The organism is Pseudonocardia sp., from assembly GCF_025965585.1.
In the GTDB taxonomy this organism is placed as follows: Bacteria; Actinomycetota; Actinomycetes; order Mycobacteriales; family Pseudonocardiaceae; genus Pseudonocardia.
In genome coordinates, this window is record NZ_JAOPWR010000528.1 from 1 (window position 1) to 18,635 (window position 18,635).

Below are 18,635 nucleotides of genomic sequence, written 5' to 3' on the forward strand. Positions count from 1 at the left end.
CATTCGCTGGCGCTGGCTGCTCAACATCGCACGAGGACCCGAGGGGAGAGCCGTATGCCTGTCAGTGACCCGGCCGGTACCGCGGCCCGGACTGCGATGCTCGCCCGCGGCCGGCCTGAGCACACCACTTGGAACCCCGACCCCGCCGTCGCGGCCACGCTCAACAAGCTGACCACGCGGCGCCGAGACGCCTTGCAGTACGCGTGGAGCGCAGTCACCGACCCCGCCCCGCCCGCGTCGCCGCCACCTGCGAGGCGCTGCGCGCCGCGCTGGTCAACGCCGGTTTGCCGACCAAGCTGGCCGAGCTCGCCGCCGACTTCTCCCACCTCACCGAGCTTGGCGGGATCGTGGCGGTGGTGCGGTGGACCGCCACACCCAAACCACCCGACTAGACCCCCGGCCCGCCACCCATCGATCATCCGGCATCGCGACACGCCGGCCCGGGCGGCGCACAGTGACCCGCCCCCGCGCCGCCGCGGGCGCGGGTTTGCTCGAATCGCCACGTCGGGCGGGGCGCTGTGGTGAGACTGCCGGGATGGAAACCGATCAGGACCGGCTCATCGCGCGTCGCCTTGAGCAGCCGCATAACAGCTGTTCAAGCCCTGTGGGCCCCCGGGGGATCGAACCCCGAACCCGCGGATTAAAAGTCCGCTGCTCTGCCGATTGAGCTAGAGGCCCGCGCCGAACCGCACGGGTTCAGCGACGGCCACAGCCTACGACGCTCGCCTTCACCTCCGCCTGCCACTCGCCCGTCGTAACAGAGGGTCAGTCTCCAGCACATTTGGTGACCCACCATCCTGGTGACACGCGCCACCCTGCCGTCCGGTCCTGATCGGGCTCATCGCAGTCCTGAGCTTGTCGGGGTGCGGGTCCGTCGCGACCGAGGTGATCGCCCCGGCGGCCGAGACGGTGCGCAGGTGCTAGTCAACGGCACGTTCGGGACCGGGCAGGGCACGGCCGTCACATACGACACGGCGCTGGTTCCGGTCAGGGCGCGGGAGGCGGTCAGCTCGGTGTCGGCGAACGGCCGTACCACCGTCACCCTCACGGTGCGTGGGCTGCAGCCGGGGCGCACCTACGGCGCGCACGCCCACACGCAGCTGTGCGGCGCGACGGGGGCGGCGGCCGGGCCGCACTTCCAGAACCAGCCCGATCCGGTGCAACCCAGCGTGGACCCGCTCCACGCCAACCCGGACAACGAGATCTGGCTCGACCTCACCACGGACGACACCGGCGCCGGCAGCGCCCGGACGACCGTGGCCTGGGAATTCACCGGCGAACGGCGGGCGCACTCGCTGGTCGTGCACACGATGGCGACGGCCACGGACCCGTGCCGGGCGGGCACGGCCGGCAGCCGGGCGGGCTGCATCACCGTGGCCTCCTGACGACGTGGACAATGGGACAGCGTGAGTGCCCCCACGACCGTCCGTCCGCTCCGGATCGGGCCGTACACGTCCGCCACGCCGGTCGTGCTGGCCCCGATGGCGGGCATCACCAACGCCGGGTTCCGCCGTCTGTGCCGTGAGCAAGGTGCAGGGTTCTACGTCTGCGAGATGATCACCTCGCGCGGGCTCGTCGAGAAGAACCCCCTGACGTTCCGCATGATCGCCTTTGACGGCGCCGAGCACCCGCGGTCGATGCAGCTCTACGGCGTCGACCCGGTCGCGATGGGGCGGGCCGTGCAGATGGTCGTGGAGCGCGATCTCGCCGACCACATCGACATGAACTTCGGCTGCCCCGTCCCCAAGGTCACCCGCAAGGGCGGCGGGGCGGCGCTGCCGTACAAGCGGCGGCTGTTCGAGTCGATCGTCAAGGCCGCCGTCGACAACGCCGGGTCGACGCCCGTCACGGTCAAGATGCGCATCGGCATCGACGACGAGCGCCACACCTTCCTCGACGCCGGCCGCCGCGCCGTCGACGCGGGAGCGGTGGCCGTCGCCCTGCACGCGCGCACGGCCGCGCAGCGCTACTCCGGCACCGCCGACTGGTCGGCCATCTCGCGGCTGCGCGACGCCCTGCCCGCCGAGGTCCCGGTGCTGGGCAACGGCGACATCTTCAGCGCCGCGGACGCGCTCGCGATGGTCGCGAAGACCGGCTGCGACGGGGTGGTCGTCGGGCGCGGTTGCTTGGGACGACCGTGGCTGTTCGGCGACCTGGAGGCCGCGTTCGCGGGGCGCCCGCTGCCCGAGCCGCCCGCCCTGGGCCAGGTGGCCGCCACCATGCGCCGCCACGCCGTCCTGCTGCAGGAGCACATGGGCCCCGACAAGGGCATCCGCGACATGCGCAAGCACATCGCCTGGTACCTCAAGGGCTTCCCGGTCGGGCCGGAGCTCCGTCGCAGCCTGGGCCTCGTCGGCAGCATCGACGAGCTCGACGAGCTGCTCGCCCAGCTCGACCACGACCAGCCCTTCCCGCCCGACGCCGACGGCCCGCGCGGGCGCCAGGGCTCCCCGGGCCGCGTGGTGCTGCCCGAGCACTGGCTCGACGATCCCGACGACGCGTCCGTCCCCCTCGGTGCGGAACTCGATCACTCCGGGGGATAGTTGATCACTCATCTAGCCGCGATCGACCCGGTCGGGTGGGCCGTTTCACCGTCGAGTGGGATTGGCCGCCTGAACGGGTGCGTACACCTCAAGAGCCCCACCCGTCCCGTCGACATCCCTTCAGACGGAGGAGGTGGACAGTGGTCATGATGCGCGACGCGATCGACGGGCATGCCCTTGACGATGCGACACCGCGGCACGCGGCGGCACGGCACACCGCCACCGCCGAACGGCTGGCCGCGGAGGGCGACTGGGAGCAGGCCTACCAGCACCTGCGCGCCGCGGTCCGGCTGCTGCACGGCCAGCCCGTGCCCGCCGACGAGCTGGCCCGGCTGCGCCGCGAGCACGCGGAGGCGCGGGAGCAGAGCCGCCGCGACAGCCTCACATCCAGCTACAACCGCCGTTACCTCGACGAGCGGCTCGTCACGCTGCTCGACGACCCGGCCTGCCGCGGGACGGCGGGCCTGTCGGTCGCGCTCGTGGACGCCGACCACTTCAAACAGGTCAACGACACCTTCGGCCACCGCTTCGGCGACCGCGTGCTGCAGCGCATCGTCGCGGAGCTCGGCACGGGCCTGCCCGAGGGCGCGTTCTGCGCGCGCTACGGCGGCGAGGAGTTCGCGCTCGTGCTGCCCGGCTGCGAACCCGCCGACGCCGTGCGTACCTGCGAGGCGGCCCGCCACCGCATCGACCACCACCCCTGGCCGGAGCTGGACGAGCGCCTGCGCGTGACCGTCAGCATCGGTGTCGCGCACACGGCGGGCCCGCTCACCGACGTCGAAGGGCTGGTCGGCGCAGCGGACGTGCTGCTCTACGCCGCCAAGGACTCCGGGCGCAACGCCGTCGCCTACCGCGACGAGGGCACCGGATTCGTCCGACTCGCAGGTCCGGCGGGTGGACGCCGGGCCATCACGCAGCCGGGGCAGGCCGAGACCCGGTTGTGACCTCGTCGGAGGCATCTCCCTAAGGTCGGGTAGTTGACCAGGGGGCGTGTCCGAGGAGGTGGCGTGGAGGGCGGTCAGGACCGTACTCGCGCCACCGGACGTCCCCCCGTCGGGCAGCCCGAGACGGTGGACGCCATCCTCGCGCGGCACGGGTTCTCCGGACCGACCGGGGGCCGGGCCGCACGCAGGCGCGCCGCCGAGGAGCAGGAGCACGCGGCGCTCGACGCAGCGGAGGACGGGCTCCCGCCGGTTCGGTCGAACGGCCACGTGCTCTTCCCGCTCACGCCGGCCCCTGGCGCCGCTCCCCCGGCACCTGCCCGACTGCCCGGCTCCGCATCGGGGGCCGCCGGACCATCCGCCCCACGCCCGGCAGGCCCACGTGCGGGCGAGCCACCTCCGGCGAGCCACAACGCGGCGGGATGGCCGCCGATCGCCCCGCCGCCGGCGACGGCGCTCGCCCCCCGGAACGGCTCCGCTCCGGAATCTCCGCTCCGGAACCCGGCTCACCAGGGCCCGGCGCACCAGAGCCCGACGCAGCAGGCCGCGCCTCCTCGGGTCTCGTCGACCGCGCCGGTCACCGGGCGGCGCCGTGCTCCGGAGCCCCCGCCGGCGGAGGCCACCACGGCGCTCCCGCCAGCCGCCTCCCGCACCCCGTCGCGCCGCGCATCGGCACCGCCGCCCACAGCACCGCCGCTCGTCGCACCCCCGCCTGGTGACTCTGCGGTCCCACGGCGTCACACCGTCGCCCCGGCTGGGCGCACTCCGGCCGGCGGCCCGGGCGCATCCGGCCGGGGGCCGGGCCCGGCCACACGGAACGGGCACGACGCGGGCGCGCGACCCCGCAACGGGGCAGGTCCGGCGGCTACTGGAGCCGCGCCGGTCGACCGCGCCCACCCGGCACCCGGCGCCCACCCGGCACCCGGCACCGGGCCGACGACCGGGACGACGCCGTCGAACCGCACAACACCTCCGAACGGTTCAGCACCTCCGAACGGTTCGGCGCGCACAAACGGTTCAGCCCCCACGAACGGTGCAGCCCCCACGAACGGTGCAGCGCCCACGAACGGCGTCGCACGGGCAAACGGCACAGCACGGGCGAACGGCACAGCGCGGAGCCTCGACGGGGCCGCGGGAGCCACCGCCGTCCACCGCGCCGCCACCGCGCGGGCGAACGACGCCGTCCGCACCCCGGACCGCAGCATCACCCCGGAGAGCAGCGCCGAACCCACGGCGCACGTACGGTCCGACCGCACCGCCCGGCGGGAGACGGACGCCGGGCACACCGTCGCCGCTCGTCCGGTCGTCGGGCCCGCCCGCGAGGACATCGGCTCCGGCGTCCCCGACGTCAGCGAGCAGGCGGAGCGCACCCGCCGCGCGGAGCGGACCGAAGCGGTGGCGCTCCGGTCCCGCCGCATCGACGAGACGCTCACCCGCATGACGGCCGCCCACGCGGGTCTCACCCTGCCCGAGCGGGAGGGTGAGGAGGACGTCGACGACGAGGAGTCCGCGGAGAAGCAGCCACTGCTCCGGCCCATCCCCCGGCCCGGGGTATGGAAGGTGCTCGCGCTCGCGCTGGCGGTCGTGGTGTTCGGCACCACCACCGTCGGGTGGGCCGCGCAGAGCTGGCTCGGCTCGGCCGTCCGCAACGTGGCTGCCCTCGATCCGGGGTCCGGCGCCATCGTCGACGCCGACGCCCAGCAGGGCGCCGAGAACGTGCTGGTCGTCGCGACCGATCTGGGCTCGGCGCCGGGTGCCGCGTCGCAGCAGGCGGCGCCCTCCCCGCGGCCCGACACCGTGCTGGTGGCCCACGTGCCGCCCGGCGGCGGCCCGATGACGGTGCTGTCTGTGCCCACCGACCTGGAGATCAACCGGCCGCCGTGCGAGCGGTTCGACCCTGCCACGGCCGGCTACACGTCCGAGATCGTGCCCGCGCAGGCCCGCACCCAGCTCGCCACCGCGCTCGACATGGGCGGGCCACGGTGCGCCACGCGCGTGGTCCAGCAGCTGACGGGGCTGGCCGTCACGCAGTACATCGGGCTGGACCTCGACCGTCTCGGTGCGGTCGTCGACGCCGTCTCCGGCGTGAACGTCTGCGTGACGCAACCGGTGCTGGACCGCGTACTCGGCCCCATCGTCCCGGACTCGGGAAAGACCACCCTCGACGGCTCGGAGGCGGGCGACTTCGTCCGGGCCGCCGACGTGGACGGCGACCCGCCCGCGGACCTCGGCCGGATCGAACGGCAGCAGCAGGTGCTCGCCGGCGTGCTCGACACGACCCTGAGCAGCACCGGGCTGCTCGACCTGACCCGCCTGGCCGCGCTGCGCCCCGCGCTCGGCGACGCCCTCACCTCGGACGGGGCGAGCCTCGACCAGATCCTTGCGCTGTCGCTGTCGCTGCGGTCGCCGACCACCGACGGCGTCACGTTCACGACCGTGCCGACGTCCGGGGAGACCGATGGGGGCAGCGTCACCTTGCGCGACGCCGACGCCGCCGCGCTGTTCGCGGCACTGCGCAAGGACACCCCGCTGCCCTCGAACGCCACCGACACCACGGGCGGCCGCACCGGCCCGGCCCCGTCAGGCCTCACGGTGCAGGTGCTCAACGCCTCCGACCAGTCCGGGCTGGCCGCGAAGGTGGGCGGCACCCTCAAGCAGCTCGGCTTCGGTGTCGGGACGGTGTCCAACGCCCCGCAGCCCACATCGCAGACGGTGATCCGCTACTCCCCCGATCAGGCCGCGGCCGCCGACCTGCTCGCGGCCACCGTCCCGTCCGCCACCACGGCCCCCGACCCGGGCGCCACGGGCGTCCTGCAGCTCGTGCTCGGCCGGTCGTTCGACAACGTGGTCCGCGCCCCGGTCCAGCAGGCGGCCGCCCCGGCCGCGGCCCCGACGGCCACCGCGAGCTGCGCCTGACCCCGATCGACACGACCGTTCACCCCTGGTTCATCCACCGAGGAGGCCCGGTCCGGACATTCCGGCTACCCTCCAACGCATGCGTGACGCCTACCAGGACCAACTCGACGATCTGGCCGACGGTCTGGCCGGGATGTGCAACCAGGTCGCCGAAGCGCTGGAGAAGGCCACACGGTCGCTCCTGGACGCCGACCTGCAGCTCGCCGAGGAGGTCATCTCCGAGGACATCCGCGTGGACGAGATCCGCGCGGCCGCGGAGGAGAAGGCGTTCGCCCTCCTCGCCCTGCAGGCCCCGGTGGCCACCGACCTGAGGATCGTCGTGTCCGCGATCCACGGCGCCGGCGACATCGAGCGCATGGGCGACCTCGCACTGCACGTGGCCCAGGCCGCGCGCCGCCGGCACCCGCAGCCCGTGCTGCCCGGCGAGGTGGCGCCGTACTTCGCCGAGATGGGGCGCGTCGGCGTGCGGCTGGCGCGCAAGGCGGGCGACGTGATCCGCACCCGCGACCTCGCGGCGGCGGCCGAGCTCGAGTCCGACGACGACGCGATGGACGACCTGCACCGGCACATGTTCAGCGTTCTGATGGACCGCCACTGGAGCCACGGCGTGGGCCCCGCCGTCGACATCACGCTGCTGGCCCGCTTCTACGAGCGCTACGCCGACCACGCCGTCGCCGTCGCCCGCCGCATCGTCTACGTGGTCACCGGGCAGATGCCCGGGCCGCTCACCGTCTGACGCCGATGCCCCCGGCCCCCCTGCCGCAGCAGCTCCAGGACATCTCGGACCTGCTCGCGCAGATGTGCATCTCCGTCGCGGGAGCCCTGCACCGAGCCACGCGCGCGCTGCTGGAGGGCCGGGAACGGCTGGCCCAGCAGGTCGTGGCAGGCGACGCCGAGGTCGACGCCCTGCGGGCGCGCGTCGAGGAGACCGCCACCGACGCCCTGCTGTTCCACGCCCCCGTCGCCGGTGACCTCCGGCGCGTCGTCTCGGCCATCCGCAGTGCCGGCGACATCGAACGCATGGGCGACCTGGCCCTGCACGTGGCGCAGGCGGCCGAGCGCGGGAGGCCGTTGCCCGACGAGGTGCGCGCCCACTTCGCCGAGATGGGCAGGCTCGCCGTGGAGCTGGCGCTCAAGGCAGCCGAGGTGGCCCGCACCCGCAACGTGGTCCTCGCCGTCGAGCTCGACGCCGACGACGACGCGATGGACGCGCTGCACGTCCACATGTTCGGTGTGCTGATGGACCCGGCCTGGAGCTACGGCGTGGCCGCGGCCGTCGACATCACTCTGCTGGCCCGCTACTACGAGCGCTTCGCCGACCACGCGGTGGTGGTGGCGCGCGAGACCGTCTATGCGGTCACCGGCCAGCAGCCTGACGCGATCGCCATCTGAGGACGGCGCCGGGGACCCTGCTCAGCCGAAGCGGCCCGAAACGTAGTCCTCGGTGGCCTTCTCCCTCGGCTGGGAGAAGATCGTCTTCGTCTCGTCCATCTCCACCAGGTGGCCGGGCTTGCCGGTGCCCTCGATGTTGAAGAACCCGGTGAAGTCGCTGACCCGGGCGGCCTGCTGCATGTTGTGGGTGACGATGACGATCGTGTAGTCGGTCTTCAGCTCGTTGATGAGGTCCTCGATCGCCAGCGTGGAGATCGGGTCCAGCGCCGAGCAGGGCTCGTCCATGAGCAGGACGTCGGGCTGCACGGCGATGGCGCGGGCGATGCACAGGCGCTGCTGCTGCCCACCGGAGAGGCCCGAGCCCGGCTTGTCGAGGCGGCCCTTCACCTCGTTCCAGAGGTTGGCCCCGCGCAGCGACTGCTCGACGAGGGCGTCGGTGGCGTCCTTCTTCATCTTCTTGTTGTTCAGGCGCTGCCCGGCGATGACGTTGTCGTAGATCGACATCGTCGGGAACGGGTTGGGGCGCTGGAACACCATTCCGATCTGGCGGCGCACGCCCACCGGGTCGACGCCGGGCCCGTAGAGGTCCTTGCCGTCGAGCTCGACCCTGCCCTCGACACGCGCACCGGGGATGACCTCGTGCATGCGGTTGATCGAGCGCAGGAAGGTGGACTTCCCGCAGCCCGACGGGCCGATGAGGGCGGTGACCGTCTTCGGCCGGATGGTCATGTTCACGCCCTCGACGGCAAGGAACTGCGAGTAGTAGATGTTCAGGTTCTTGGCGTCGATCGCTTTGCCCATGAGGCTTCCTATCGGGTCTTGGGGGCGAACACCCGCGCGACCAGACGCGCGACGAGGTTCAGCACCAGCACGATGATGATGAGGACCAGCGCGGAGGTCCACGCCCGGTCGATGAAGGGCTCGCGCGGCACACCCGGGGCCGCGTAGGAGTTGTAGGCGAAGACCGGCAGCGTCATCATCCGGCCCGAGAACGGGTTGAAGTTCACCCCGGTGGTGAGCCCGACCGCGATCAGCAGTGGCGCCGTCTCGCCGATCACGCGGGCGATGGCCAGCGTGATGCCGGACGCGATGCCCGCGATGGACGTCGGGATGACCACCTTCATGATCGTGCGCCACTTCGGCGTGCCCAGCGCCAACGCCGCTTCGCGGAGCTCGTTCGGCACGATCTTGAGCATCTCCTCGGTGGAGCGCACGACGACCGGGATCATCAGGATGCTCAGTGCCACGGCGCCGGCGAAGCCGAGCCGGATGCTCGGGCCGAAGAACAGCGAGAACAGGGCGAACGCGAAGAGGCCCGCGACGATCGACGGGATGCCCGTCATGACGTCGACGAAGAAGGTGATGGACCGGGCGAGCCGGTTCTTGGTGCTGTACTCGACGAGGTAGACGGCCGTGAGCACCCCGATCGGGATGGACATGACCGCCGCGAGCGCCGTGATGATCAGCGTGCCGACGATGGCGTGGTAGCCGCCTCCACCCGCACCGACGACGCCGCGCATCGACTCGGTGAAGAACTCGGTGTCGAACCGGGCAACGCCGTTGCCCACCACGGTGACCAGGACCGAGATCAGCGGGACGAGCGCGATGAGGAACGCTACGGTGACGACGATCGTCACGAGCCGGTCGGTGGCCTTGCGCCCACCCTCGACGAACCGCGAGATGAGGTAGGTGGCCAGGCCGAAGACCACGGCCGAGCCGACGACAAAGAGCCCCGCGCTGAACCCGCCGGTGACCGCCAGCAGTACCCCGACCAGCACGAACGAGCCGACGAGGATGCCCCAGGGCGCCCACCGCGGGAGCTCGGCGCGGACGAGGGAGGGCGGCGGCGTCGGGGGCTCGATCTTCTCGTACTGCGTCGTCCCGGTGTCGATGGTCATCAGTTGGCTCCCGAGAACTCACGGCGGCGGTTGATGATGTACCGGGCGAGCGAGTTGACCAGCAGGGTGATCACGAACAGCACCAGCCCGGACGCGATGAGCGTGTTGACCGCGACGCCCGTGGAGTCGGGGAACTGCAGCGCGATGTTGGCCGCGATCGACGACGGGTTGCTCGAGCTGATCAGGTTGAACGTGATGATGCCCGATCCCGACAGAATGATCGCCACGGCCATGGTCTCGCCGAGCGCGCGGCCCAGGCCGAGCATCGCGCCGCTGATGATGCCGGAGCGGCCGAACGGCAGCACCGCCATGCGGATCATCTCCCAGCGGGTGGCGCCCAACGCCAGCGCCGCCTCCTCGTGCAGCTTGGGCGTCTGCAGGAACACCTCGCGCGAGACGGCGGTGATGATCGGAAGGATCATGACGGCCAGCGTCACGCCGACGACCAGCATCGTGCGACCGGTGGCCGAGACGGGGCCCGCGAACAGCGGGATCCAGCCCAGGTAGGTGTTGAGCCACGTCATGAGGCCCAGCGACGCGGGGGCGAGCACGGCGACGCCCCACAGGCCGAACACGATGCTCGGTACCGCGGCGAGCAGGTCGATGACGTAGCCGAGCCCCTGGGCCAGGCGGCGCGGTGCGTAGTGGGTGATGAACAGCGCGACACCCACCGCGAGCGGCGTGGCGATCACCAGCGCGATGAACGCGGACAACAGCGTGCCGAAGACGAGCGGCCCGATGTAGGCCGCCAGGTTCTCGCCGCCGGGCAGGTCGGCCGGCGAGGCCACGATGGCCGGGAGCGCCTGGATGACGAGGAATGCGGCGACGCCCGCCAGGACGACCAGGATGAGGATGCCTGCGCCCCTGGCGGAGCCGGCGAAGATGCGGTCGCCGAGCTGCCGGACCGCCTTCGGCGGTGGCGCGGTCGGCGTGGGAGTCGTGGTGGGGGCGCTCACGGTGTCCTCTCGAGCGGCGGACTCACGGGCGTGAGCCGAGGACGGCACCGTCGGGGCCGGTCCATCGTCACCATGATGACGACCGACCGGCCCCGACGGCTAGATACTGTGACGTTCAGGAAATCGCCGCCACAGCAGGCATGATCGTCGACCGCAGCGTGTCGCTCAGCGGGGCCGAGCCGGCGGCCTTCGCGGCGGCGGCCTGGCCGTCGGCGCTGATGACGTAGGTCAGGTACGACTTGACCAGCGCGGCCTTGGCGGCGTCCGGGTACTTCGCGCAGGCGATGAAGTAGGAGACGAGCGTGACCGGGTACATCGACGGGTCGGTCGTCGTGCGCGGGAGCTTGTAGGCGAACGCGTACTGCCCACCGTCGGTGACGCGGGTCGCGGACTCGGCGAGCTTGGCCGCACCGGCGGCGGACGGGTCGACGTACGTGCTGCCGACCTGGACCTTGGCCTTCCCGAGGCCGCCGGCCTGGCTGTCATCGGCGTAGGCGATGGTGCCCTGGCCGGCCTTCACCGCGCCGACGACGCCGGACGTGCCCTGGGCCGCCTCGCCGCCCTGGGTCGGCCAGGTGTCGGAGGCCTTGTACGGCCAGTCCGCCGCGGCGGCCTGGCTCAGGTAGTCGGTGAAGTTCATCGTCGTGCCCGACTTGTCCGACCGGTGCACGGTCGAGATCGCCAGGTTCGGCAGCGTGACGCCCGCGTTGACCGCGGCGATGGCCGGATCGTTCCACATCGTGATCTTCTTGTTGAAGATCTTGCCGATCAGCGACGGGGTGAGCTGCAGGCTCGTCACACCGGGGAGGTTGAACACGATCGCGATCGGCGAGATGTAGTCCGGGACCTCGACGTAGTCCCCGCCGCAGCGGCTCTGGGCCTTCTGGATCTCGGCCCCGGTGATGTAGGCGTCGCTGCCGGCGTAGTCGACGCCGTTGCCCTCGAACTGCGTGCGCCCGGCGCCCGACCCGCTCGGGTCGTAGTTGATGGTGGCGTTCGGGTTGGTGGTCTGGAAGCCGGCGACCCAGGCCTGGGTGGCGGCCTGCTGGGTGCTCGCGCCGGCGCCGGAGATCGTTCCGGACACGGAGGTCGAGGAGCTGCCGGTCGAGCCGCTCTCGTTCGCCGCGCCGCAGCCGGCGAGGATCATGGCGCCGGTGGTGGCGATGCCCACCGCGGCGATTCGGGCACGGGCACTGTGCCGCACGGTCTTCACCTGTAGTCCTCCGTCATGGTGTTCGGGCCGTGCGGCTCGGGGGCCGCACGGCGGCGACGGTAGGTAAGCCCGGTGGACGCACCCCCCCGATCAGGTAAACGGAGAATGAACACGTCACCGGGCGTGAGGCATCACACCCGAAAGGCCGTCATCGTGACCTACCCGCGACCAGCGATGACGTGGTTCGTCCCATCGCCGGCCGGGTTGCGGAGCGGTGAACGGTTGTCAGCGCACGTACGAAACATCCGTGTCCCAGTGCGTGAACTGGAGATCCCGGTACACGCGTACGGCCGCATCGTTGTCGGCCTCGACATAGAGCATCACCTGGCTGAGCCCGAGGTCGCGCAGGTGTCGCAGGCCGGCGAGGGTCAGCGCGGTACCGAGGTGCATCCCGCGGGCGGACGGGTCCACCCCGAGGACGTAGACCTCACCGATCGGCTCGTGCGAGTGCTCGGGACCGGAGCCGCCACCGCCGTGGACCTTCGTCCAGTGGAAGCCGAGCAGCCGGTCGTCGGCGTCGACGGCGAGCAGGAACCCCGCCGGGTCGAACCACGGCTCGGCCTCGCGCAGCTTCATCTGCCCGAGGTCCCAGCCGCCCTGCTCGGGGTGCCAGTCGAACGCCGCGTTGTTGACGCGCAGGAACTCCGGCTCGTCCTCATCGATCACGAACGTGCGCAGCCGGACACCGTCGGGGAAGTGCGGTGCCGCGAGCGGGGCCAGCAGGCTGCGACGCATCTGCCACAGCACCCTCGTCCGGGTGAAACCGTGATGCGCGGCGAGGGCCGCGGCGCCGGGGTGCCCGCCGTGCGCCCACAGCCGGAGCCGGCCGCCCGTGGGGGACCCGGCCGCCGCCATCCGGTCGAGGAGGGCCTGGACCATGCGGTCGCCCAGGCCGTGGCGGCGGGCGTCGGGATGCACGACCATCTCCCCGGCACCGCCCGCGACGGGGTCGGTGGCGTCGAGGTGCGCGAAGGACACGAGGACGCCCGCGTCGTCACGCCCCAGCAGGTGCAGGGCCTCGGTGTCGCCGCCGTGACGCAGGTGCATGAGCACGTGCTCCGACAGCGGCGCGGTGCCGTCGACGTCGGTGGCCGCGGACATGAGCGCCTGGACCTCGGCGACCTGGTGCTCGTCGAGGCCGGAGTGCCACTCCAGATCGATCACAGGACCGACCCTACCCGCGGGCCGGTCCCGGGTCCGGAACGTCGATCAGGCCATGCCCGCAACGCCGTTGACCCGCATCGCGCCACGGTCGCTGTCGCCGTCGTCGGAGCCCTCGTCCGCGTCGGTGTCGCCCAGAGCACCCGTGGGGACGCCGAGCGCGCCGCGGCTGGGCCGGACGAACTTGTAGCCGACGTTGCGCACGGTGCCGATCATCTGCTCGTGCTCGGTGCCGAGCTTGGCGCGCAGACGCCGCACGTGGACGTCGACCGTGCGCGTGCCACCGAAGAAGTCGTAGCCCCAGACCTCCTGCAGCAACTGCGCCCGGGTGAAGACGCGGCCGGCGTGCTGGGCGAGGTACTTGAGGAGCTCGAACTCCTTGTAGGTGAGCTCCAGCAGGCGCCCGCGCAGCCGTGCCGCGTACGTGGCCTCGTCGATCACCAGCTCGCCGAGCACCAGCGCGCCGCCGTCGCGGCCCGCGTCGGTGCCGGGGCGCGACTTGAGCAGCCGCAGCCGGGCGTCGACCTCGGCGGGGCCGGCGCCGGGCAGCAGGATCTCGTCCACCACCCACTCGCCGGAGACCGCGACCAGGCCGCCCTCCGTGAGCACGGCGATGACCGGCACGTCCATGCCTGTGCTGCCGAGCAGCCGGCACAGGCTGCGCGCAGCGACCAGGTCCGTGCGGGCGTCGACGAGCACCGCGTCGTGCGGGCCGGCGTCGAGCAGCGCCGCCACCTCGGGGGCGGCGGTGCGGACACCGTGCGGTAGCAGGGTCAGCGCCGGCAGCACCGATCCGGGCTCGGGATCGGCCGTCAGCAGAAGGAGTTCCACGTGGTGCCTCCTCTCCTCGGGGGGGCCGGGGCACCGGTGGGGCACCCCTGTCCGAATCACGGCGGGCGACGCTGACGCACCGTTCACGTCCGCGTGATCCGGCTGGAACACCGGTTCGCGGATCGGTGCAGCTTAACCGGGCAATGGGCCACGCGCGTAGCGCCGAGGTCACACACTTGGCCACAGTCGTCGTCCACACGACGGCCATGCGGTGTTCACGCGGCCGCCCCGGACACAGCTCCGTCCGCCCCCCGCGTCACCGTCGATCAGGCCGCCTCTACGGTCGGACACCCCGGCAGAACGCCGCGGGTGGAGGGTCGGAGGTCGGATGAGGCGCCTGGTCGTCGCGCTGCTCGTGCTGGTGGGACTGCTCGTCGCCGCCGACTTCGGAACGGCCGCGCTCGCCGAGTCGGCCGTGTCCCGGCAGATGCGCCAGCAGATCGGGCTGGCCGACGACCCGGCGGTGCGGATCAACGGGTTCCCGTTCCTCACGCAGGCCGTGGCGGGCCGGTACTCGAGCGTCGACGTCGACGCCACGCGCCTCACCGTGGGGCAGTTCCGCGAGGTGGAGCTCACCGCGCACCTGGAGGACGTCACCGCGCCGCTGTCGATGTTGTTGGGGTCCGGCCCCAAGAAGGTCCAGGTCGCGCAGGCCGAGGGCACCGTCAAGGTCGACGCCAACGACCTCGAGCGGCTCGTGCCCGGCGTCACCAAGATGCGGGTCGAGAACGTCGACACCAAGGCCCTGCAGCAGCTCGTGAAGGAGGGTGGCGACGCCTCGCTCGCCGACATCGACCCCGACAAGGCCGCTCGCATCGTCGGCACCGTGTCGCTGCTCGGTCAGCCGATCGAGGTCGCGGTGCTGGCCGTGCTCGACCTGTCCGGCGGTAAGGCGCAGATCGCGCCCCGCGACGTCCGGCTCAGCGACGGCACGCCGCTGCCCATCCCGCAGGCGGCCCAGCGCGCGATCCTCGCGCAGTTCACCCAGCCGCTGGACGCCGGCGATCTCCCGTTCCAGGTGAAGCCGGAGACGTTCCAGGCGCAGGACGGGGAGCTCGTGATCAGCGGCACCGCCAGCGGGCTCGACCTCGGTGGCAGCACCTCCGCCACGGGTTGACCACCGGCCGGGAATGCCACTGGGCCGACCGGGTGTTGGCATCGGCGTGAACGTAGTCGGGATCGCGGTGCTGGTGGGCACGCTGGCGCTCGCCACTGTGGTCGGGCTGGTGCTGCGAGCACGAGACGGCCGCGTGCGCGCCGGGGGCACGGCGTCGGGCGGATGGGCGCTGGCCGGTGCCCCGCCCGCGGGTGACGATCGGGTGCTGCTGCTGCAGCTCTCCTCCCCCGTGTGCGCCCCGTGCCGGCAGACCGCGGGCGTGCTCGGCCGGCTGAGCGCCCGCACCCCAGGAGTGGTCCACCGCGAGGTCGACGTGGCCGACCGGCCCGACGTGGCTCGTGAGCTGGGGGTCATGCGCACCCCGACCGTGGTGGCCTTCGACCGCGCCGGCACCGAGCTGGGCCGCATCTCGGGGGTGCCCCGCGTCGCCGAGCTGGAGGCCGTGCTGGCCCCGGAGCTGGACCGCACGTGATCCCGTCACCCGATCGGGAAACCCAGTGGCTGGGAGCACGCTCCCGCGAAACGGGATCCTCGGTTACCCTCACCAGCGTGTTCTGGCCGCTGACCCGACGACGCGCAGTCGACCTGTGCCGCGTCGGCAGCTGCCTGTGTCCGGCCCTCTGAGCCGTTTCGCCGCGCCCGGCGTGCGCACTTCTCGTCTGAACAGCCTCAGGAGCCCCTCTCATGTCCTTGCGACGTGTCCCAGCCCGTCCCGGTGATCCACCGGTCGATCCGCGCGGTGTCCGTTTCTCGGCCGCCGTGACCACCGTCGTCCTCGCGCTGGTGCTGCTGTCCGGCAGCGGCTGGCTGCTGGCGGCGCAGGCGGTGGTGTTCGCGCTCGGCGCGTTCGTCGGCCTGCGCTTCTCGCCCTACTCCGTGCTCTTCCGGGTGCTCCTCGCACCGCGGCTGGGCCCGCCGTCCGAGAAGGAGGAGGCCGCCCCCGTGCGCTTCTCCCAGACCGTCGGCCTCGTGTTCTCCGTCGCGGGTGTCGTCGGGTACCTCACCGGCCTCACCACCCTCGGCGTCGTGGCCACCGCGTTCGCGCTGGCCGCGGCCTTCCTCAACGCGGCCTTCGGCTTCTGCCTGGGCTGCGAGATGTACGCACTGATCGCCCGTCTCAAGAACCGCAACGAGCAGGGAGCTACCGCATGAGCCGCCAGGACGTCCTGGTCACCGCCGACTGGGCCGAGAAGAACCTCGGGACCGACGGCATCGTCTTCCTCGAGGTCGACGAGGACACCACCGCCTACGACGGTGGTCACCTCCCCGGCGCCGTGAAGGTCAACTGGACCACCGAGCTGCAGGACCGGGTCCGCCGCGACATCCCCACCAAGGAGCAGTTCCAGGAGCTCCTGTCCGCCAAGGGCGTGGGCAACGACGACACCGTCGTGCTCTACGGAGGCAACAACAACTGGTTCGCCGCCTACGCCTACTGGGAGTTCAAGCTCTACGGGCACGAGAACGTCAAGCTGCTCGACGGCGGGCGCAAGAAGTGGGAGCTCGACGGCCGCACGCTGACCACCGACGTTCCCGAGCGCACGGGCACCACGTACACCGCCAAGGACGCCGACAACTCGATCCGCGCCTTCCGCGACGAGACCGTCGCCGCCATCGGCAACAAGAACCTCGTCGACGTCCGCTCGCCCGACGAGTTCTCCGGCAAGATCCTCGCGCCCGCGCACCTGCCGCAGGAGCAGTCGCAGCGTCCCGGCCACATCCCGTCGGCGATCAACATCCCGTGGAGCAAGGCGGCAAACGAGGACGGCACGTTCAAGTCCGACGACGAGCTCGCCAAGCTCTACGGCGACGAGGGCTTCGACGGCTCGAAGGCCACCATCGCGTACTGCCGCATCGGTGAGCGCAGCTCGCACACCTGGGTCGTGCTGCACGAGCTGCTCGGCCACGGCGACGTCAAGAACTACGACGGCAGCTGGACCGAGTACGGCTCGCTCATCGGCGTCCCGATCGAGCTCGGCGCGGGGAGCAAGGCCTGATGTGCGGCGCCCCTGACCAGGAGGTCTCGCTGCCCGCGGGCACCGACCTCACCAAGGAGACCGTGCTGACCGGGCGTGTGCTGGCCGGCGGCCAGCCCGTCGGCGGCGCGTTCGTCCGGCTGCTCGACGGCACCGGCGAGTTCACCGCCGAGGTCGTGGCGTCGGCGAGCGGCGACTTCCGCTTCTTCGCCGCCCCCGGCACCTGGACCCTGCGGGCCCTGAGCCGGGCCGGCAACGGCCAGAGCGTGCTGAACGCCGAGGGCCCCGGCCTGCACAAGGTCGAGGTCGCGGTCGCCTGACCCGAGCCCGTCCACGAACGGCACTTCGGCGCGGTAGGTCCGCGCGGAAGTGCCGTTCGCGCGTCCGGACCGGGTGGCGACTAGGCTTCACCGCCGTGCACTGGTTCTTCACCGGCTTGTTGATCGCGGTCAGCGCGGGCACGGTGGCCTTCACCGGCCACCTGCTGCGCCGGCTGTTCACCACGGAACCCGGCCCGGCCGATGCTCCCACCGTGGACCCCGCATCGTGACCACCCCGGACCCGGACCTGCCCGACACCATCAGCGGGCCGGCCAACGCCGCGCCGGACTCGCCGCGGCGCAACCGGCCGCGCTTCGAGGACCTGCCGATCCCCGACGACACCGCCAACCTCCGCGAGGGGCCCGACCTGCACCAGCAGTGCCTCGGCCTGCTCCCGCTCATCGGAGTCTGGCGCGGGGCCGGCGAGGCGGTCTACCCGACCATCGACGGGCCGTTCACGTTCGGCCAGCAGATCGTCTTCGCCCACGACGGGCGCCCGTTCCTGTCCTACGAGTCGCGTGCCTGGCTGATCGGCGACGACGGCGAGGTCCTGCGGCCTGCCGCCCGAGAGACCGGGTTCTGGCGCCCCCAGCAGGACGGCGAGCTCGAGGTGCTCATCACTCACGCCACCGGCATCTCGGAGATCTTCTACGGTCGCGCGCGGAACCTGACCTCGTGGGAGATCGAGACCGACGCCGTCGTGCGGACGGCCACGGCCAAGGACGTCACGGCCTCGCACCGCCTCTACGGGCTCGTCGAGGGCGGCGACCTGGCCTACGTCGACGAGCGGCAGATGATGGGCCAGCCGCTGCAGCCGCACCTCTCGGCCCGGCTGAGCCGCATCGCCGGCTGAACCCGTTTTACGGGGTGACGCCCTGCTGCGCGAGCAGCGCCGTGACCTCGTCGATCGAGAACCCGGACAGGCGCGCCAACTGGTCGTGCCGCAGCCCGGAACGCGCCAGCCGTGCGAGCACATCGCCCAGATGGCCACGGCAGGCCTCCAGCTCCTCCGCTGCGCCCACGGCACGGGCCGGGTCGTCGAGGAGGACCGCGAGGAGCCTGTCGCGGGCGTCGGCCTCGCGGGGCGGTACTGCAGCCGGCTCCGGCTCCGCCGGCGCCTCCCGGCCCGCTGCCGCACGGGCGGCCAGCGCCTGCGCGACGGCCGCGGCCACGGTCCGGCTGGAGCCGGTGGTGGCCGCGGGGCGGGGCGAGGGGACCGCGGTGGTGTCGCGGGCCGTGCCGGTGTCCTCGGCGCGATCCCGGTCCGTGTCCGACGACACCTCACCCGGCTCGCCGTCGCTCGTCACGACGCCGGGCGCGGCCGCGTCGGCGCGCTCGGCCCCGACCCGCGCGTTCTCGACCGCTGGGGCGTCC

21 protein-coding genes and 1 tRNA gene are annotated in these 18,635 nt (G+C 72.3%); 14 read left to right on the forward strand and 8 right to left on the reverse strand.

Going from position 1 to position 18,635, the window contains the following annotated elements; all coding sequences use genetic code 11:
- Positions 1-203 precede the first annotated feature (203 nt).
- Complete coding sequence (locus JWR81_RS32390) at positions 204-392, forward strand: hypothetical protein (RefSeq protein ID WP_297661531.1); 189 nt, start codon at positions 204-206, stop codon at positions 390-392.
- 213 nt (positions 393-605) lie between these two features.
- Here the strand turns inward: JWR81_RS32390 and JWR81_RS32395 are convergent.
- Positions 606-678 (reverse strand) — tRNA-Lys (locus JWR81_RS32395).
- 239 nt (positions 679-917) lie between these two features.
- Between JWR81_RS32395 and JWR81_RS32400 the strand changes: the two genes are divergently transcribed.
- The 6 genes from JWR81_RS32400 (at position 918) to phoU (JWR81_RS32425) (ending at position 7,792) form a co-directional block, all read left to right on the forward strand.
- Positions 918-1,385, forward strand: coding sequence for a superoxide dismutase family protein (locus JWR81_RS32400; RefSeq protein ID WP_297661533.1), 468 nt, complete (start codon positions 918-920; stop codon positions 1,383-1,385).
- A gap of 21 nt (positions 1,386-1,406) precedes the next feature.
- Entirely contained in the window at positions 1,407-2,543 is a 1,137-nt protein-coding gene (dusB, locus tag JWR81_RS32405) for a tRNA dihydrouridine synthase DusB (RefSeq protein WP_297661535.1), read from the forward strand.
- Positions 2,544-2,689: 146 nt separating this feature from the next.
- Complete coding sequence (locus tag JWR81_RS32410; RefSeq protein WP_297661536.1) at positions 2,690-3,487, forward strand: GGDEF domain-containing protein; 798 nt, start codon at positions 2,690-2,692, stop codon at positions 3,485-3,487.
- Between the two features lie 1,392 nt (positions 3,488-4,879).
- The gene (locus JWR81_RS32415; RefSeq protein WP_297661538.1) at positions 4,880-6,400 is read left to right on the forward strand and encodes an LCP family protein; all 1,521 of its coding nucleotides are present in this window, start codon (positions 4,880-4,882) and stop codon (positions 6,398-6,400) included.
- A gap of 79 nt (positions 6,401-6,479) precedes the next feature.
- Complete coding sequence (gene phoU, locus JWR81_RS32420; protein WP_297661540.1) at positions 6,480-7,136, forward strand: phosphate signaling complex protein PhoU; 657 nt, start codon at positions 6,480-6,482, stop codon at positions 7,134-7,136.
- A gap of 5 nt (positions 7,137-7,141) precedes the next feature.
- On the forward strand, positions 7,142-7,792 hold the full coding sequence (gene phoU, locus JWR81_RS32425; RefSeq protein ID WP_297661542.1) for a phosphate signaling complex protein PhoU: 651 nt from the start codon (positions 7,142-7,144) through the stop codon (positions 7,790-7,792).
- A gap of 21 nt (positions 7,793-7,813) precedes the next feature.
- Here phoU (JWR81_RS32425) and pstB read toward each other — a convergent pair whose 3' ends face one another.
- The 6 genes from pstB to JWR81_RS32455 all read right to left on the reverse strand — a co-directional run bounded on the left by pstB (position 7,814) and on the right by JWR81_RS32455 (position 13,851).
- Positions 7,814-8,593 (reverse strand): phosphate ABC transporter ATP-binding protein PstB, encoded by a 780-nt coding sequence (pstB, locus tag JWR81_RS32430; protein WP_297661544.1) that lies wholly within the window; start codon positions 8,591-8,593, stop codon positions 7,814-7,816.
- An 8-nt stretch (positions 8,594-8,601) separates the two neighbouring features.
- Positions 8,602-9,690: a phosphate ABC transporter permease PstA gene (pstA, locus tag JWR81_RS32435; protein ID WP_297661547.1), complete on the reverse strand. Its 1,089-nt coding sequence runs from the start codon at positions 9,688-9,690 to the stop codon at positions 8,602-8,604.
- Positions 9,690-10,646 (reverse strand): phosphate ABC transporter permease subunit PstC, encoded by a 957-nt coding sequence (gene pstC / locus JWR81_RS32440; protein WP_297661549.1) that lies wholly within the window; start codon positions 10,644-10,646, stop codon positions 9,690-9,692. Before pstC ends, pstA begins: the two co-directional genes overlap by 1 nt.
- Positions 10,647-10,761: 115 nt before the next feature.
- Entirely contained in the window at positions 10,762-11,859 is a 1,098-nt protein-coding gene (pstS, locus tag JWR81_RS32445) for a phosphate ABC transporter substrate-binding protein PstS (protein ID WP_297661550.1), read from the reverse strand.
- 225 nt (positions 11,860-12,084) lie between these two features.
- Complete coding sequence (gene mshD / locus JWR81_RS32450; RefSeq protein ID WP_297661552.1) at positions 12,085-13,023, reverse strand: mycothiol synthase; 939 nt, start codon at positions 13,021-13,023, stop codon at positions 12,085-12,087.
- 45 nt (positions 13,024-13,068) lie between these two features.
- On the reverse strand, positions 13,069-13,851 hold the full coding sequence (locus JWR81_RS32455; protein ID WP_297661554.1) for a response regulator transcription factor: 783 nt from the start codon (positions 13,849-13,851) through the stop codon (positions 13,069-13,071).
- Between the two features lie 328 nt (positions 13,852-14,179).
- Between JWR81_RS32455 and JWR81_RS32460 the strand changes: the two genes are divergently transcribed.
- The 7 genes from JWR81_RS32460 to JWR81_RS32490 all read left to right on the forward strand — a co-directional run bounded on the left by JWR81_RS32460 (position 14,180) and on the right by JWR81_RS32490 (position 18,114).
- Positions 14,180-14,968: a DUF2993 domain-containing protein gene (locus JWR81_RS32460; protein ID WP_297661556.1), complete on the forward strand. Its 789-nt coding sequence runs from the start codon at positions 14,180-14,182 to the stop codon at positions 14,966-14,968.
- A gap of 46 nt (positions 14,969-15,014) precedes the next feature.
- The gene (locus JWR81_RS32465; protein ID WP_297661558.1) at positions 15,015-15,440 is read left to right on the forward strand and encodes a thioredoxin family protein; all 426 of its coding nucleotides are present in this window, start codon (positions 15,015-15,017) and stop codon (positions 15,438-15,440) included.
- Positions 15,441-15,652: 212 nt separating this feature from the next.
- Positions 15,653-16,120, forward strand: coding sequence for a DUF4395 domain-containing protein (locus JWR81_RS32470; protein WP_297661560.1), 468 nt, complete (start codon positions 15,653-15,655; stop codon positions 16,118-16,120).
- Positions 16,117-16,962, forward strand: a complete 846-nt coding sequence (locus JWR81_RS32475) for a sulfurtransferase (protein WP_297661562.1) — start codon at positions 16,117-16,119, stop codon at positions 16,960-16,962. The genes JWR81_RS32470 and JWR81_RS32475 overlap by 4 nt, the downstream gene beginning before the upstream one ends.
- On the forward strand, positions 16,962-17,261 hold the full coding sequence (locus JWR81_RS32480) for a DUF1416 domain-containing protein (RefSeq protein ID WP_297661564.1): 300 nt from the start codon (positions 16,962-16,964) through the stop codon (positions 17,259-17,261). Before JWR81_RS32475 ends, JWR81_RS32480 begins: the two co-directional genes overlap by 1 nt.
- Positions 17,262-17,356: 95 nt before the next feature.
- Entirely contained in the window at positions 17,357-17,491 is a 135-nt protein-coding gene (locus JWR81_RS32485) for a hypothetical protein (protein WP_297661566.1), read from the forward strand.
- A gap of 17 nt (positions 17,492-17,508) precedes the next feature.
- Positions 17,509-18,114: an FABP family protein gene (locus tag JWR81_RS32490; RefSeq protein WP_297661569.1), complete on the forward strand. Its 606-nt coding sequence runs from the start codon at positions 17,509-17,511 to the stop codon at positions 18,112-18,114.
- A 7-nt stretch (positions 18,115-18,121) separates the two neighbouring features.
- On the opposite strand, the gene JWR81_RS32495 is transcribed toward JWR81_RS32490, so the two are convergent.
- Positions 18,122-18,635 (reverse strand): hypothetical protein (locus tag JWR81_RS32495; RefSeq protein ID WP_297661568.1); only part of this gene is annotated, 514 nt, incomplete at its 5' end.

Bases quoted from the DNA above. Each gene is read 5' to 3' on its own strand.
- JWR81_RS32410 (WP_297661536.1), top strand. From the start codon at position 2,690: ATGATGCGCGACGCGATCGACGGGCATGCCCTTGACGATGCGACACCG.
- phoU (WP_297661540.1), top strand. From the start codon at position 6,480: ATGCGTGACGCCTACCAGGACCAACTCGACGATCTGGCCGACGGTCTG.
- phoU (WP_297661542.1), top strand. From the start codon at position 7,142: ATGCCCCCGGCCCCCCTGCCGCAGCAGCTCCAGGACATCTCGGACCTG.
- pstB (WP_297661544.1), bottom strand. From the start codon at position 8,593: ATGGGCAAAGCGATCGACGCCAAGAACCTGAACATCTACTACTCGCAG.
- pstA (WP_297661547.1), bottom strand. From the start codon at position 9,690: ATGACCATCGACACCGGGACGACGCAGTACGAGAAGATCGAGCCCCCG.
- JWR81_RS32460 (WP_297661556.1), top strand. From the start codon at position 14,180: ATGAGGCGCCTGGTCGTCGCGCTGCTCGTGCTGGTGGGACTGCTCGTC.
- JWR81_RS32470 (WP_297661560.1), top strand. From the start codon at position 15,653: ATGTCCTTGCGACGTGTCCCAGCCCGTCCCGGTGATCCACCGGTCGAT.
- JWR81_RS32475 (WP_297661562.1), top strand. From the start codon at position 16,117: ATGAGCCGCCAGGACGTCCTGGTCACCGCCGACTGGGCCGAGAAGAAC.
- JWR81_RS32480 (WP_297661564.1), top strand. From the start codon at position 16,962: ATGTGCGGCGCCCCTGACCAGGAGGTCTCGCTGCCCGCGGGCACCGAC.